Source organism: Maribacter sp. Asnod1-A12, assembly GCF_045063735.1.
Taxonomy (GTDB): Bacteria; Bacteroidota; Bacteroidia; order Flavobacteriales; family Flavobacteriaceae; genus Maribacter.
This window is the reverse complement of record NZ_JBEFNZ010000006.1, coordinates 2,757,458-2,775,167: the sequence shown is the minus strand read 5'-3', so window position 1 is coordinate 2,775,167 and position 17,710 is coordinate 2,757,458. Positions and strand designations below refer to the sequence as shown.

Sequence of the window (17,710 nt, the reverse complement as noted above, 5' to 3'; positions counted from 1 at the left end):
ATTTGTTCATCTTATCTTTTTTAAAGAGATTTTTTTATCTGTTTATGTATAGGTAACCCGACTTGTCCAAGTTATCCCCGTTGTTATTATACTTGATCACATAGAAATACACGCCAACCGGTAACTCGGAATCTTGGTTTATCGTAGCTCTGCCATTAGATGACCCAACGAATACATTAGTGTTGTTGTCATAACCCGACATTTCGTATACTATAACACCCCAACGGTTATAGATCTGTACCGTGTTGTTAGGGAAAGACTCGATATTCTCTATCCTGAAAAAATCGTTCGTACCGTCACCATCAGGTGTAATTACCTCATTGGCAACAGCAATACCAGAATCGACTACCTCAGCGTTACAACCTGCATCTAGACTTGGAACACCTCCAATAGAATCACATGGGTCTAATGGATCTGTACCATCCTCAATCTCTTGTCCGTCTGGTATCGTGTCTCCATCCGAATCTGCATTGTAAGAATCGGTTCCAATAGCATCCTCTTGAGATGTCGTTAATCCATCGCCATCACAATCACTATCAGGTAAAGCTGTTCCATTTATATGATCACAATCGTCTAAAGGATTTGTTGCATCCAATATTTCCTGTCCATCTGAAATACCATCATCATCTGAATCAGGATCATTCGGGTCTGTACCTAAAGATGCTTCTTCATCGGTTGTCAAACCATCTTCATCACAATCCGAAGTTCCTAATGGAGCTCCTCCATTTGAATCACAATCGTTCAATGGATCGGTACCATCAGAAATTTCTTGACTATCTGAAATACCATCTCCATCGGTATCTTCATTGTAAGGATCGGTGCCATTGGCAACTTCAGTACCATTAGTAACTCCATCTCCATCACAATCTGCCGAAGCCCAAATGGTGTTACTTGCAAAATAGCCTGTGTAACCAATTGCTTGTTGTGGATCACATGGATCTAATAAATCGGTACCATTAGCTGATTCTAAATCATCTGAAACACCATCTCCATCAGTATCATTATTGTAAGGATCTGTACCATTGGTTACTTCAGTACCATTATCGATACCATCACCATCACAGTCTGCGGCAGCCCAAATTGCATTCGAGCTATCATAACCGTCATAACCTGCTACTTGAACCGGGTCACAAGGATTTAAAGGATCCGTTCCATTCGAATCTTCCAACCCATCATTTATGCCATCTCCATCTGTATCTATATTATAAGCATCAGTTCCGTTTGTAAACTCAGTTCCATTATCAATTCCATCACCATCACAATCTGCAGTTGCCCAAATAGCATTAGTAGCATCGTAACCGGTATAACCTGCTGACTGAACTGGATCACATGGATCTAAAGCATCTGCATCTGTATTATCGGGAACACCGTCACCATCTGTATCATTATTGTATGGGTCTGTACCGTTAGTTACTTCTACTCCATTGGTAATTCCATCTCCGTCACAATCAGCCGCCGCCCAAATAGCATTACCGGCATCATAACCCATATAACCTGCTAATTGAACTGGGTCACAAGGATTCAATAGATCTGAACCATTGACTGTTTCTAAATTATCCGAAACGCCATCTCCATCTGTATCATTATTGTAAGGATCTGTACCATTTGTATCTTCCACTCCATTGGTTATTCCATCTCCGTCACAATCAGCCGCTGCCCAGATAGCATTACTTGCATCGTAACCTGTATAACCTGCTGCCTGAACTGGATCACAAGGATTTAACCCATCAGCATCAATATCGTCGGGAACACCATCACCATCGGTATCAGTATTATAAGGATCGGTACCATTGGTATCTTCTGTACCATTTGTTACTCCATCCGAATCACAATCAGCTGCTGCCCAAATTGCATTACTTGCATCATAACCTGTATAACCTGCTACCTGAATTGGATCACAAGGATTTAACCCATCAGCATCAATATCGTCGGGAACGCCATCACCATCTGTATCTGTATTGTAAGGGTCTGTACCATTGGTAACTTCAGTTCCATTAGTAACTCCGTCTCCGTCACAATCAGCCGCCGCCCAAATAGCGTTGCTGACATCGTAACCCGTATAACCTGCTGTCTGGTTCGGATCACAAGGATCTAAAGCATCATCATCTGTATTATCTGGTACCCCGTCACCGTCTGTATCGGTATTATATGGATCTGTTCCATTTGTAACTTCTGTTCCATTTGCAACTGCATCGCCGTCACAATCTGCTGCTGCCCAAATTGCATTGGTAGCATCATAACCGGTATAACCTGCTGACTGAACTGGGTCACAAGGATTTAAAGCATTAGCATCTGTATTATCGGGAACGCCGTCACCGTCTGTATCTGTATTATATGGATCTGTGCCATTCGTATCTTCATCACCGTTTGTTACACCATCACCGTCACAATCCGCTGCTGCCCAAATTGCATTGGTAGCATCATAATTAGAATACCCTGAGGTTTGAATAGGATTACATGGGTTATTACCTTCTGGGTCTCCATTGTCAGGAACACCATCACCATCCGTATCTGTATTATATGGATCCGTGCCATTATCAAATTCAATTCCATTACTAACGCTATCGCCATCACAATCTGCTGCTGCCCAAATTGCATTGGTAGCATCATAACCCGTATAACTTGCTACTTGATTTGGATCACAAGGGTCAAATGCGTTTGCATCGGTATTATCGGGTACTCCATCACCATCCGTATCGGTATTATATGGATCCGTTCCGTTAATAGCTTCTGTACCATTAGTAATAGTATCACCATCACAATCTGCTGCTTGCCAAATTACATTGGTAGCATCATAACCAGTATATAATGGTGATTGTGAAGGATTACAAGGGTCTAGTGGACTAGAATCTGTATCATCAGGAACACCATCGCCGTCGGTATCATTATTATATGGATCCGTACCATCGGTATCTTCCGTGCCATTCGTTACTCCATCACTATCACAATCTGCAGCTGCCCATATAGCATTGCTTGCATCGTAACCTGTATAACCTGCCGCCTGAACTGGGTCACAAGGATCTAAAGCATCTGTATCTGTATTATCAGGAACGCCGTCACCATCGGTATCCGTATTATAAGGGTCAGTACCATTTGTGTCTTCTGTGCCATTATCAATTCCGTCTCCATCACAATCAGCAGCTGCCCAAATCGTGTTACTTGCATCGTAACCAGTATAACCTGCCGCTTGAACTGGGTCACACGGATTTAAAGCATATGCATCTGTATTATCAGGAATTCCGTCACCATCTGTATCATTGTTATAAGGATCGGTTCCATTGGTGTCTTCTGTTCCATTGGTGACGCCATCACTATCACAATCGGCTGCTGCCCAAATGGCATTACTTGCGTCGTAACCTGTATAACCTGCTGCTTGAATTGGATCACATGGATCTAAAGCATCAGCATCAATATCATCGGGAACGCCGTCGCCATCTGTATCGGTATTATATGGGTCTGTACCATTAGTAACTTCAGTACCATTGATTACCCCATCCCCATCACAATCTGCTGCTTGCCATATGGTATTAGTAGCATCATAACCTGTGTAACCTGCCGCCTGAACTGGGTCACAAGGATCTAAAGCATCAGCATCTGTATTATCAGGAACGCCATCACCATCGGTATCGGTATTATATGGATCTGTACCATTAGTAACTTCAGTACCATTTGCAATTCCATCGCCGTCACAATCTGCAGCTGCCCAAATAGTATTACTAGCATCATAACCTGTATAGCCTGCTAATTGAACCGGATCACATGGATCCAAAGCATCAGCATCTGTATCATCGAGAACGCCGTCACCATCTGTATCGTTATTATATGGGTCTGTTCCATTTGTAACTTCTATTCCATTTGTAACTTCTGTTCCATTTGCAACTCCATCGCTGTCACAATCTGCAGCTGCCCAAATAGCATTGCTTGCATCATAACCGGTATAACCTGCCGCCTGAACTGGGTCACAAGGATCTAAAGCATCTGTATCAGTATTATCAGGAACTCCATCTCCATCGGTATCTGTATTATATGGATCTGTACCATTCGTATCTTCATCACCGTTTGTTACGCCATCGCCGTCGCAGTCTGCAGCCGCCCAAAGAGCATTGCCTGCATCATAACCTATATAACCTGCCACTTGAGCCGGATTACAAGGGTCAAGGGAATCTGTGTTATTACTAAGCTCGGTTTGATTATCGACTCCATCACCATCGCAGTCAGCAGTATTCCATGCCGCTGAAGGCGCTACTGTAGCACTGCCGATAACATAGCTACATAAGTCTAAAGGATCTGTACCATTTATATTAATTTCAGTTCCATCTAACACACCATCGCCATCAGAATCTGAATTTGTAGGATCTGTACCAGCAGTAGTTTCTTCATCTGTTGTTAAACCATCATTGTCACAGTCGCTTGTTCCTAATGGATTTCCACCATTTGATTCACAATCATCCAACGGATCCGTAAGATCTATATTCACTTCTGTTCCATCTAAAATACCATCGCCATCACTATCTGCATTCGCAGGATCCGTTCCCGCTGCGGTTTCCGCATCATTGTTAAGACCATCACCATCACAATCATTAGTGCCCTGTGGACGCCAATCTGGATGACCATTATCTACACATGGATCATCATCATCAATATCTACTACATCACAAATATTATCATTATCCAAATCTTGACATTCAGGAGTTTCTATAGAAAAAATAGCATCTGCACAGATGGTACCATTACAAACTCTGTAATCTATAGTTACTATCGAATTATTTTCCGAATTATCAGGTGTATAAGAAATTTCACCTGTAGTTTGACTAATACCTATGGTACCTATCGCACTACCTGTGCCTAGATCCGTAATTATACTACCCGGTAAAAAGTCGTCATTGAATAAAACATTTACTGTTTTCTCTTCCGATACTGTTGCGGTGGTATAATCATCTGTTGCTGTTGGAGCAAAAGGATTAGGATCTGTACCATTATTGTTTCCATCATCATCACAATCAGCAGCTGCCCAAATGGCATTGTTAGCATCATAACCGGTATAACCAGGAGATTGTGCTGGTAAACATGGATCTAAAGGATCTGAATCTGTATTATCGGGAACGCCGTCTCCATCAGTATCTGTGTTATATGGATCAGTTCCATTGGTAGCTTCTGTTCCATTCGTTACTCCATCACTATCACAATCCGCAGCTGCCCAAATAGCATTGCTAGAATCATAACCTGTATAACCTGCTGCTTGAACTGGGTCACATGGATTTAAAGGGTCTGAATCGGTATTATCGGGAACGCCGTCTCCATCGGTATCTGTATTATAAGGGTCTGTTCCATTCGTATCTTCAGTACCGTTAGTTACTCCGTCTCCATCACAATCGGCTGCTGCCCAAATGGCATTGCTTGCATCGAAACCTGTATAACCTGCTGCTTGAACTGGGTCACAAGGATTTAAAGCATCAGCATCTGTATTATCGGGAACGCCATCACCATCGGTATCTGTACTATAAGGATCAGTACCATTGCTATCTTCTGTTCCGTTAGTTATTCCGTCACCGTCACAATCGGCTGCTGCCCATATAGCATTGCTAGAATCATAACCTGTATAACCTGCAGCTTGAACTGGGTCACATGGATTAAGTGCATCTGAATCGGTATTGTCGGGAACACCGTCTCCATCGGTATCTGTATTGTAAGGATCAGTTCCGTTTGTAAATTCTGTTCCGTTGGTTACTCCGTCGCCGTCACAATCGGCAGCAGCCCAAATGGCATTACTAGAATCGTAACCTGTATAACCTGCCACTTGAGCCGGATCACAAGGATTCAATGCATCAGCATCTGTATTATCAGGAACACCGTCTCCATCAGTATCTGTATTGTATGGATCTGTACCATTTGTAACTTCAGAACCATTGGTAACACCGTCTCCATCACAATCGGCTGCTGCCCAAATGGCATTGCTCGAATCGTAACCTGTATAACCTGCGGCTTGAACTGGATCACAAGGATCGAGTGAATTAGCATCTGTATTATCAGGAACACCGTCTCCATCGGTATCGTCACTATATGGGTCAGTACCATTGGTATCTTCTGCGCCGTTCGTTACTCCGTCCGCATCACAATCCGCAGCTGCCCAAATAGCATTGCTAGAATCATAACCTATATAACCTGCAGCTTGAACTGGGTCACATGGATTAAGTGCATCTGAATCGGTATTGTCGGGAACACCGTCTCCATCGGTATCTGTATTGTAAGGATCAGTTCCGTTTGTAAATTCTGTTCCGTTTGTTACTCCGTCGCCGTCACAATCGGCAGCAGCCCAAATGGCATTACTAGAATCGTAACCTGTATAACCCGCAGCTTGAACTGGATCACAAGGATCGAGCGAATTAGCATCTGTATTATCAGGAACACCGTCTCCATCGGTATCGTCACTATATGGATCAGTACCATTGGTATCTTCTGCGCCGTTCGTTACTCCATCTGCGTCACAATCGGCAGCTGCCCAAATGGCATTGCTAGAATCGTAACCTGTATAACCTGCAGCCTGGACTGGGTCACATGGATTTAAAGCATCAGCATCTGTATTATCGGGAACGCCGTCTCCATCGGTATCTGTGTTATATGGATCCGTTCCATTGGTATTCTCTGTTCCGTTTGTTACTCCGTCGCCGTCGCAATCGGCTGCTGCCCAAATAGCGTTGCTAGCATCATAACCTGTATAACCTACAGCCTGGACCGGATCACATGGATTTAATGCGTCAGTGTCCGTGTTATCTGGAACGCCGTCACCATCCGTATCTACATTATAAGGATCGGTTCCATTCGTATCTTCTGTACCATTGGTAATTCCATCGCCATCACAATCGGCAGCTGCCCAAATGACATTACTGGAATCATAACCTGTGTTTCCCGCTGCTTGAACAGGATCACATGGGTCAAGTGGAGCTGCATCCATATTATCAGGAACACCGTCTCCATCGGTGTCCGCACTATAGGGGTCCGTTCCATCTGTAAATTCCGTACCATTGGTAACACCATCACCGTCACAATCTGCTGCTGCCCAAATAGCGTTAGTAGAATCATAACCTGTATAACCTGCTGTTTGAACCGGATCACAAGGATCTAAAGCATCTGCATCTGTATTATCGGGAACACCATCACCGTCCGTATCCGTATTGTATGGATCTGTACCATTAGTATCTTCCGTTCCATTTGTTACTCCGTCACCGTCACAATCAGCTGCTGCCCAAATGGCATTGCTTGCATCGAAACCTGTGTACCCTGCTACTTGAGACGGATCACAAGGATCAAGGGAATCTGTGTTATTGGTAACTTCTGTTTGATTATCTACACCGTCACCATCGCAGTCAGCAGTATTCCATGCCGCTGAAGGTGTTTCTGTTGCACTCGCAATTTCATAACTACATAGGTTTAAAGGATCTGTACCATCTACAGTTATTTCTGTACCATCTAAAACTCCGTCTCCATCAGAATCAGGGTTTGTTGGATCGGTACCAGCCGTTGCCTCTTCGGCTTCCGTAAGCCCGTCGTTATCGCAATCACTTGTGCTTAAAGGTGTACCACCGTTAGAGTCACAGTCATTTGTAGGATCTGTATTATCCGTATTTACTTCTGTACCATCATCAATACCATCACCATCACTGTCTGCATTATAAGGGTCTGTACCTGCAGTAGCTTCTTCATCATTTGTTAGTCCGTCGCCATCACAATCGTTGGTACCTTGTGGTTGCCAATATTGGTCGCTTTGCGGCGCACAAGGGTCATTTATTGTGGATGGGTCTTCCTCTACATCACAAACATTATCCCCATCAGTATCTGCACATGCAGGAATAGTAATGAAGTAGGTAGCTGTATCACATACAGTACCGTTACAAACACGGTAATCTATGGTAACCGTACTAGGGTTCTCACTTACTAATGCCGTGTATGTTATTTCACCAGTTGCCTGATTAATAGCTATAATACCCGATGCATTACCTGTTCCCAAATCGGTTATAGTACTACCTGCTAAAAAATCATCATTATTTAAAACATTGAATACTTTGGCTACCCCTACATCTGCAGTAGTGAAATCATCGTTTGCGGTTGGTGTAAAAGGATTAGGATCATTTCCATTAATATTACCATCATTATCACAATCTGCCGCTGCCCAAATAGCATAGTTTTCAACTGCATTAGATCTTGAGGTTGGCGTTGTTACCGAACAAGGGTCAGAAGGATCTGTACCATTTGCTACTTCGGTTCCATTGTTCTCACCATCACCATCACAATCAATAGCATTCCAGCTAGCATCTGCATTTGCAGTATTTTGACTTGTACTAAAAGTACAAGCGTCATTTGGATCTGGATCAGAAATATCTGGATCTCCGTCGCCATCATCATCGTTATTTTCAATAATTATAGTTTCTTCTAGATCATCTAATGTCTCATTTGAATCTACTTGATCCTGTGAATTAGAAACTGTATTTATAATTGTAATTTCTTTTATTGGTGCTTCTATGGCGTCTGGTGTAGCTACAATAGTTAACGTTTGCTTTTCACCACCTGTCATAGTGCCAATAGTCCAATTAGGACTAGACCATGAACCTGAAGATGGAGTTGCGCTAGTTAAAGTTAAGCCCGTTGGTAAAACGTCATTTATAACAACATTGGTTACATCATTAATTCCTAAGCTTTCTACTGTAATAGTAAAAGTTACCGACTCATCCTCTGAATATATTGCTTTGTCCGCTGTTTTTGTGACGGCTATATCTGGATTACAGTAATATATATTGATTACGTTGGAATCGTAAAAACAGCCTCCTGATGAAACCTTTACGTAATAATCCCCGATAGCTGTAGGGGTAAAAGAAGCAGTATTTGCTCCTGGAACCAGAGAATTATCTCTATACCATTGATAGGTATCAAAATTGTTAGTCAATGTTATTTCGCCGCCTAAACATCCTCCTCCAGATATCGTATAATCAACTACTGGTACCGTATCAAAACCGGAAAAATACCCCCCAAAACCGAGTGCTCCACTTAAACCAACTACACCTACAGCTATAGGACCTGTAGATTCTACAGAAACATTTCCATTCAAATTCGGTAAATAAAAACTTTTCCAAGGTAAACCAGAAGCAATTTGAGCTGCAGGCAGGGTAACCGTACCGTCACCATCCGTTACTATAATATTTTCATCTAGAGTTGTTGTAGATGCCAGAATAGTTAAGCCTCCTGAAATATCAACCCCTACCAAATCTTCAATATCAACAATATTACTTAAGGTATTAGGTAATAAACAGTTTACCGGAGCTATAAAGTTTAATCCTGTTGTGGCAACACTGGTATTACCTGCTAAACTTTGATAGGCATATACGTTATTAGAAGTAATGACCGTTAGATTACTACCTGCTGTTGAACCCGAATAGTTAGAACCTGGAATTAAATAATATTCTCCTTCGTTAATTGTAGCAATAGGAGTTGAAGATCCATTTACAAATATGTCGGTTCCATTTACCGTACCTATTATTATTGGAAATTCTAACCTATCTGATCCACCACCTCTTACAAAAACATATTCTCTACCAACACTCTCTATTGGAACAGGTTGATCAATACCCGCATCTTGGGCATTAGATGTTTCAACTACACCTACTAAAATATTACCATTACTAATAACAATATCTTTATCGGAAAGAATATCTGCACCAAGCCAACCATCTTTATTGGCATCTACACCTGCGCCCCTACTTTCAACTACATAACTTTGACCTTTATTCAATGTTACCGTGATAATATCATCAGTTAGCCCAAAAACATCGTTTTGTAATCTAAATTCACAATTTGGATCATAGTCGGAAATAGTAACCGTTGTATTGTCTTCTGTTGCCATAATACCCAGAGTGGCATTATGAATATTTCTATTTCGAATTAGAGGAACACCGCCCCACTTAAAATGCGTGCCAAATGCCGCTCTACCTTTTGCGGTTAGAGAAGCGCCCTGAGCGCCATTTCGCCCTCTATAGTTAACATAAAACTTTTCACCCCCTGGTGCTTCAAAACGAAGTCCGCTAGCACTTAAAACAACACCAACATTAGTAGCTTCTACCATTGTAATATTGTTGTTACCATCTGTTAAAGCATAAACGAAAGGATTAGCATTAGATACACTTACAATATCTGGTGTATTAGATGTTCCTTCATAAATATATACATCAAATGGCGTTGTCTCTGGTGTAGACAAATAAACCGCTTGAAAGTTCATATCTGTAGCTCTTTGCCTTAAAGGCGGTAAATAATGTATGTCACTTAGTTGTGCAAAAGTGCCAGTAATCGTAAAAAATAAAAAAAGTATTGTAATACAGTTTTTAATATTTAAAGTCTTTGAATTCATAGCAATTTATTGGAGACCCAAACAAGATTCTTAAATCGTATCGGTAATTAGTAATTTTTTTTTGTACTTAGTTTTCTTTTCTTTAAAACTTGATATTCAAACAGCCTCTTCGTTTATTATAAGCCCTGAACAGGTTAAATAAAATCCAAAATAATTTATAAGGGATATAATTGAAATTGAAAATGCAGTTTTGTATAGACCAATAGACATAAAATGTCTAGTAATGGAAAATGAAAATAATGATGAATGATAACCGACAAAATTCATAACTGAGGGATTTTTTTATATAAGTAGACATTGAACAATTTGCCCTATGGACTACAAAAAACATGTTATTATCTTAAAGGTAGTTATCAGCACATCTAGTGGAGAATTAAATGTTGTGTGATAAGAGACATGTGTATGTAAAAATGCCTATTTTGTATATATACCAAATAAATTATTTATGCATTACACCGATTAACCCTTTAAATTCAAGACCTTACATTCATTTTTTTAGTTTAAGCTAAACCTAGGTAATTATACTGTTTTTAACAGCAAAAGCGATTCTATTTGATATCCTCAATTATTTTATTTTTAAATATAGCAAAGAAAAGGACTACAAAAATATAACATAAATATCTACTTTACTATGTAAGTAATTTTCGTTAAAAAATTTGTCGCATTGAACACTTTTATCTTATTTACTTTTCTTTTGCAACTTTTTATTAATAGATAAAAAAATCTGGTGTATCAACAAGGTTATTTTCCTTTGTCAACACACCAGATTTTAATATTGTAAATCTATTAATAGCTTTAAGAACTAAGCTTCACAACTAGCACAATCTTTCTTTTGTTTGAATTTTTGCGCTGCATTCATACTATGCTGATAGTACAATGACTTCAGACCTAATTTCCATGCAGTTACGTGAATCTTATTGATTTCTTTAACTGGCATATCTGGATGAACAATAATATTCACCGATTGACCTTGATCAATATGATTTTGTCTATTTGCTGCTTGATAGATGATATCCATTTGATCGATTTCCGAATAGGTCTTGAATACATCTTTCTCTAAGTCTGATAGAAAATCTAAATGCTGAACAGAACCGTCATAATCACGAATACTATGCCATACTTCTGTGGTGTTCATTCCCTTATCTTCTAAAAGTTCTACCAAAAAAGGATTTCTAATCGTAGTCTTTACTTTGGCTATATCTTTTACATAAGTGTTAGACCATATTGGCTCAATACCCTGAGATACCTGACCCAAGATGAATGCAGAAGATGTTGTTGGTGCAATAGCATTCAACGTTGTATTTCTTCTACCATATCCTTTTAATACTTCTGGCTCACCAAATTTAACAGCTAACTGCTCAGACGCACTGTATGATTTTTCTTTTATAGTTTTGAATATCTCGCTATTCAAATTATAAGCCTCTTGACTATTAAATGGCAACATTTTTGATTGCAATAATGAATGCCATCCTAAAACACCTAAACCTAAAGCACGGTTATCTTTAGCAAAATTATACGCACGTTCCATAAACATAAACGTTTGTCTATCTTCACGGCTTTCTGAATCTCTATAAACTTCTAACTTTTCACAGAACTCAGTAATAACAGCATCTAAAAAGAATACCATTGTTTCAACTGCATCGGTATCTTTCCACTTATCGTAATGAAGTACGTTTACAGAAGATAATACGCAAACAAAAGACCATTCGTCACTAGATGGCAACATGATTTCCGTGCAAAGATTACTTGCATAAATCTTATGTCCTTTTTCTTTATACACATCTGAAGCTCCGTTATTGGCATTGTCTTTAAAGAAAATATATGGGTAACCCATTTCACCTCTTCTCTGTAACACCTTTGCCCAGATAGAACGTTTTTCGTTATCTCCATCTACCATTTCTTGCATCCACTCATTGGTAACGGTAACACCGTGCGTAAGCTCTTGTATAGGGTTTCCCTCTGTACCTATTTCCAAAAATTCTTTTATATCTGCATGCTCTACAGGTAAGTAAGGTGAAAAACGACCACGACGAACAGAACCTTGGCTTACTACATCTACCATAGATTCAAAAAGCTGCATAATATGTACAGCTCCAGAAGCTTTGCCGTTATTTTTAACGTCTGCTCCTCTATGTCGAATATTACCAAAATAACCAGATGTACCACCACCCAATTTAGACATCATACCGACCTCTGACTGTGTATATAAAATATTACCCATGTCATCGGCTATGTTAGAACCAAAACAGCTAATTGGCAGCCCTCTTTCTTTTCCGAAATTCGACCATACCGGTGATGCCAAAGAGTAAAAGCCTTCGCTCATATAGCCATAGAACTTATCTGAAAAACCGGGCATACCCAATATTTTCTCTGCTCTGTCAGCTATTTCACGAATACGAGCTTCTGCTGTAACACCCGGAGTCAAGTAACCAGAACCTAAAAAATTACGGCTATCTTCATTTAACCACTTGAAACCTTCTTCTTTATCTTTCTTTAGGCTTTCAAGTGCTTCTTTTCTAGCTTGTACCAGTTCATTTGAACCATTCAATTTAACTTCTTCTTGTAGGCTAGTCTCTAATTTAATTTTTGAATCGTTCATTTAAAATAAGTCGTCACTGGTTATACTTTGTGTTCTTTTGCTATAGTTGATAGAGCGTTTTACGAAGAAATCGCCATGTTTGGTTCCAATAATTTCATCATCGAACCATTCTGTTTGTGATAGTAATTCTTCGTCTACGTCAAATACTTTTTCGATTCCAATACTTTCGATAGAATCGTTAAATCTTTTTTTAATGAATTCTTTTACTAATTTCTTAGGTAAGAAATCAATTTCACCGGCTTCAAAAATCCAATCTATAATATCACTTTCTGATAAAAATGCCTCTTTACACATTTCTTGTACAGTGCCGTGAAATTCTTTGTTGAACCATGTAGGATTTTCATCTTTAATGATATTGATAATATCAATACCAAAATCACCATGAATTTGCTCTTCTTTTGAAGTAGCCTCTACAACATTAGATATGCCCTTAAACATATTCTTATGTTTATTAAAAGCCATAATAATCAAGAATTGAGAAAATAAAGATACATGCTCTATAAATAATGAGAACAATAAAACCGACTCGGCATATTCTTGGTTATTCTCACTCTTTGAATTCTTAAGAGCTGTTTCTAAATAATGAACTCTCTTCATTATTACAGGTTTTTTCTTCAAGTTTTTAAACTCTTCGTTTAAACCTAATATCTCTAACAAGTGTGAGTAAGCATCATGATGTCTTACTTCACTCTCTGCAAATGTGGCACCAACCGAACCAATTTCCGGTTTAGGCATTTTGTGATAGATATCTCCCCAAAAACTTTTGACCGCAACCTCTATTTGAGAAATGGCCAACATAGTATTCTTTATTGCGTTTCTTTCAATATCTGTTAAACCAGTTTTGAAATCTTGAATATCACTTGTAAAATTGAACTCAGTATGTATCCAATATGAATGTCTTATTGCAGATACATATTCATACAATGCAGGGTATTCATATGGCTTAAGATTTACACGCTTTTCAAAGATATTAGACTTTCTTCTCTGTGCTTGCTCATTTCGATAAAGAATATATCCCTTAGCTACATCGAAATAACCACCTTCCATCAATTTATTTTCAACGAAATCTTGAACCTCCTCTACTGTAGGAATATAATTAACATCAGCTTGCTTTCTTTCTAATAATGCTAAATGAACATTATTGGATATAATTTCAGCTTCACCCGGTCCACCATGTTCAACAGCTGTCATAGCCTTCAAAATGGCATTTGTGATTTTGTGTAAATGAAAGGGTTTAGTTGAAAAATCCCTTTTTATGACTTCTGTGATTTTCATGTTAATATAAAGTTAATGTTGTAGTTAATAAGCGAGGTGTAAAGTTCGAAAATTAATCACCTTAATTTTACATTTACCTATTTAAGCTTTTAACAGGGTTATCAACAATTTGATTTTTCACGTAAAATGGCTTACCATATTCCTAATCACAAACAAAACATAAAATACTTATAATCAATTGTTTATATTTAAAAATATAAACATAGAAGTGATATACTATTAAAGAATTACTTTAGCTAAAACTTTTTTAAATTATTTTTTACGGTGTTTCTCATAGGTTATTTTTTAAAATAATCAACTATGAAACTCGACGTAAGTTTTCGAATTACATTAACATTGCCTTAAGTGGTTTCCGTTCAATAATATAACTAAAACCATATCAACCTAAGCATTATATTTTTCACTTAAATCACTACTTTAGCTAGTTCATTAAATTCACCATTTTACCGATAATTTTGCCCTTTGCACCTCCAAAACTTTCTGATTGTACTTCTAAATTAATAATTCCTTTTTTTGTAGGAATATCGGAAATATAGAAATCTTGAGCAGGAGTTTTCCCCAACCATACTTTTTCATTTTTTGCGTTTACATAGTACAAATTATGATATACATTTTCTAAAATAGAAGTAAAATGAACATATAATTCGGTACCATTTTCGTGAGAAAAAGCTTGAACTTTAAATGTAGATGTTGATGGCTTAGTTTCTTTTTTAGATATCAGCGATAATTCACCCACGTAACCACTACCTTTTCCCTTTGTGCGTACTCCTATTTTTGACAATATAAGATTCCTATTTGCTGGTATGGTAAAACTATTATTTTTCCATGCTAGTGATTTTTTTATCGGGTATGTCAAAATATCACCATTAGATAACTGACAATATATTTCTAACGAAATGGGTCCTATTGTTTTTGTGACTACTTTAAATTTTACATTTTTATCTAAATTAATTTTGGTTTTATATAAAGGAATATCAGCATCTTCATTTCCTTCAAATAATAAACTACTACCACCAGTATAACTATCATTAAAATTAATTGAGGCTTTTACTTTGATAGTGTCTACTTGAAATTGCCATGTTGGTAGTATATCTTGAATACTCAAATTATGCCATTCGTTACTTGAAACGGTTTTACCCTGTTCATTATAAAAATAGCCAAGACCATAATTAAAGTTCGTTTTAAAGGGTAATTCATTGATGACACTACGTGGTTCAAAATAATCTGCAAAACCTAACCAGGTTTTTTTACCAAATCGTGTTTCTATTGACTGACCACCGTTCCAAAACTGTTGTTCGTTGGCATACACATCATCGGGTAATTTTGTTTCTGACATATCGAACGTGGAATTTGACCAATATATACCTATAGAAGTATTGTTTGGTTTTCCATCTTTATATAAGGCATCCCATTTTATGGGAGTTTTAAAACTTTTAGATTGTACATCTATACCAGCAAACAAATCCCATTCGCTTCTTCCTAATTCTCGGGCCAAAACCTTACTATCTTCTAAATTGACTTCATTATATCTAAAGTTTATAAAAAAGACATCAGACATACTTCTATCCTCTTTTTGAAAGAATATTTGATTATGGTTATTTAACTCATCTTGCCATATCACTCTAGAGTCATCTATCATAGCATCATACCAAACTAATTTTAAGTTTGAACGTTCTCTGTAATATGATATGAACTGCTGCATCAATTCACCCATTTCACCTACCAAGTCATACGTTTCTTGATTAATGAACCATCCATCAAAATTATAAGTTGTAGCTACTTCTATCAATTTATCGGCAACAGGAAAGCTACCGTCTTCCCTCTGTACAAGAAATTCGTACACCCATTCTTCTTTTCCTCCATATACATTAGGTGGAAAAAATACGGTACCAATACTTTTAACTCCGTTTTTATGTGCGACATCTGTCCAGAAAGCAGTGGGTGATACTATGATTCCCTCATTTGCAGATCCACCCCATTGCACAAAATAATCTATGTACTGCCAAAACGGGAACACATACTGTTTTACCGTAGAAAATCCTTGCGATGGATGAAAGTTGGTTGTATATGGAGCCATCAAGGCTATGATACCAGGAATTTTCTGGGCATCATCATTCAATTTAGTTGAATCATTTAAAAAACGACTTGCCAATGCTACCTGACTAATATTGAATTTAGCGTCTTTTTCACTTTCTGCCGACCATTGCAATAATTCATCAACGAACCAATACGAAGAGTAGGGCTGATTATCTCCGTACTGTTCTTTTTGGGTATGACCTTTAGTTGCAAAACCTATTATCACTAGACATATTAAAATTGCTTTCTTCATATTCATTCTCAATTAAAGTTAAAGATTGCTATTTTCAAATGATTCTACAAAAAGTTTGACGCTAACCTTTTATTTTATCACTTAATTCATGCGCTAAATTTTCAATACTTTCGTCATTCATAAAACAATATATGACCATTGAAGATTTAGTTGGAGAATATAATATCTTAGGAAGCAACCAAGATGCCGAACAGCATTCTTACAAAGGAAAATTGATTTTGTCTTTGGATTCAAATAGCCGAATAAATGCCATATGGACTATTGGTACTAATCAACAGCAGACAGGTACTGGATTTTTTAAAAACAATATTCTAGTTATAAACTTTAGATACAATGGAGAAGACCATAATATTTATAAAGGTGTTGCTGTTTATCAATGTATCAGCAAAGATATTTTAGACGGATTTTGGTCTGAAAAACATGGTAATCCACTTTATTTAGGCGAAGAGCGTTGCTTTAGAATTAAAACAGACGCAACATTAATTAAGATTACATAGCAAACATGATATGGCAAGATATAAAGCCTACCACTGCTAAAATAATACCTACTAAGAAAACATGAAAAGAAGTTCTAAGTAGTTTAAACTTTCTATCAATTGTCTTCCCTAAGTGAAATGTATCTCTTGCAATGGTCTTATAAAGTTCATCTCCTTTGTACATTAAACCTGTAAGTTCTTCTGTGTACTTTTCCTCATTCATAGTATTAAAATTACCATAGAACAAAAGGTTATTGGTACTCTTATCTCCATGCGTAAGTTCTGGTCTAGTGGCAAATACTGCATATGCTATAGATATGAGATTAGTTCCCAACATTATAATTGCCGGATATATAAGATGCGGATCTTTATCTAACTGACTTAATACAGTTCCCAGAATTATAGACAGAATAAGCGCGTTGATAGAAATAAGAATATTCGATTTTCTATCGATCATCGCGTTCAAAGTATACTGGTTTTTAGATACCAAACGAAACAAAGTTTCTGCACCACGTTCTGAACGAGGCTCAACTTTTGCTAATTTTTTCTTCAGTTCTTTTAGCTTCTCTTTATCAATACCCAATTCTTTTCGCAATTGTTTATCAATCTCTTTAGCTTCTTCTTTATCGTTTATCATA

General features: G+C 37.9%; 6 protein-coding genes. 1 reads left to right on the top strand and 5 read right to left on the bottom strand.

Going from position 1 to position 17,710, the window contains the following annotated elements:
- Positions 1-34: 34 nt before the first annotated feature.
- The 4 genes from ACJJVP_RS11720 to ACJJVP_RS11705 all read right to left on the bottom strand — a co-directional run bounded on the left by ACJJVP_RS11720 (position 35) and on the right by ACJJVP_RS11705 (position 16,596).
- On the bottom strand, positions 35-10,393 hold the full coding sequence (locus tag ACJJVP_RS11720) for a gliding motility-associated C-terminal domain-containing protein (RefSeq protein ID WP_405413867.1): 10,359 nt from the start codon (positions 10,391-10,393) through the stop codon (positions 35-37).
- Between the two features lie 802 nt (positions 10,394-11,195).
- The gene (locus tag ACJJVP_RS11715) at positions 11,196-12,992 is read right to left on the bottom strand and encodes a ribonucleoside-diphosphate reductase subunit alpha (RefSeq protein ID WP_405413865.1); all 1,797 of its coding nucleotides are present in this window, start codon (positions 12,990-12,992) and stop codon (positions 11,196-11,198) included.
- Entirely contained in the window at positions 12,993-14,267 is a 1,275-nt protein-coding gene (locus tag ACJJVP_RS11710; RefSeq protein ID WP_405413863.1) for a ribonucleotide-diphosphate reductase subunit beta, read from the bottom strand.
- Positions 14,268-14,688: 421 nt separating this feature from the next.
- The gene (locus tag ACJJVP_RS11705) at positions 14,689-16,596 is read right to left on the bottom strand and encodes an endo-beta-N-acetylglucosaminidase (RefSeq protein ID WP_405413861.1); all 1,908 of its coding nucleotides are present in this window, start codon (positions 16,594-16,596) and stop codon (positions 14,689-14,691) included.
- Positions 16,597-16,727: 131 nt separating this feature from the next.
- Here ACJJVP_RS11705 and ACJJVP_RS11700 point away from each other — a divergent pair, with 131 nt between their 5' ends.
- Positions 16,728-17,093, top strand: a complete 366-nt coding sequence (locus ACJJVP_RS11700; RefSeq protein WP_405413859.1) for a hypothetical protein — start codon at positions 16,728-16,730, stop codon at positions 17,091-17,093.
- Here the strand turns inward: ACJJVP_RS11700 and ACJJVP_RS11695 are convergent.
- Positions 17,086-17,709, bottom strand: coding sequence for a Pycsar system effector family protein (locus tag ACJJVP_RS11695; protein ID WP_405413857.1), 624 nt, complete (start codon positions 17,707-17,709; stop codon positions 17,086-17,088). The genes ACJJVP_RS11700 and ACJJVP_RS11695 overlap by 8 nt on opposite strands.
- Between the last annotated feature and the right edge of the window lies 1 nt (position 17,710).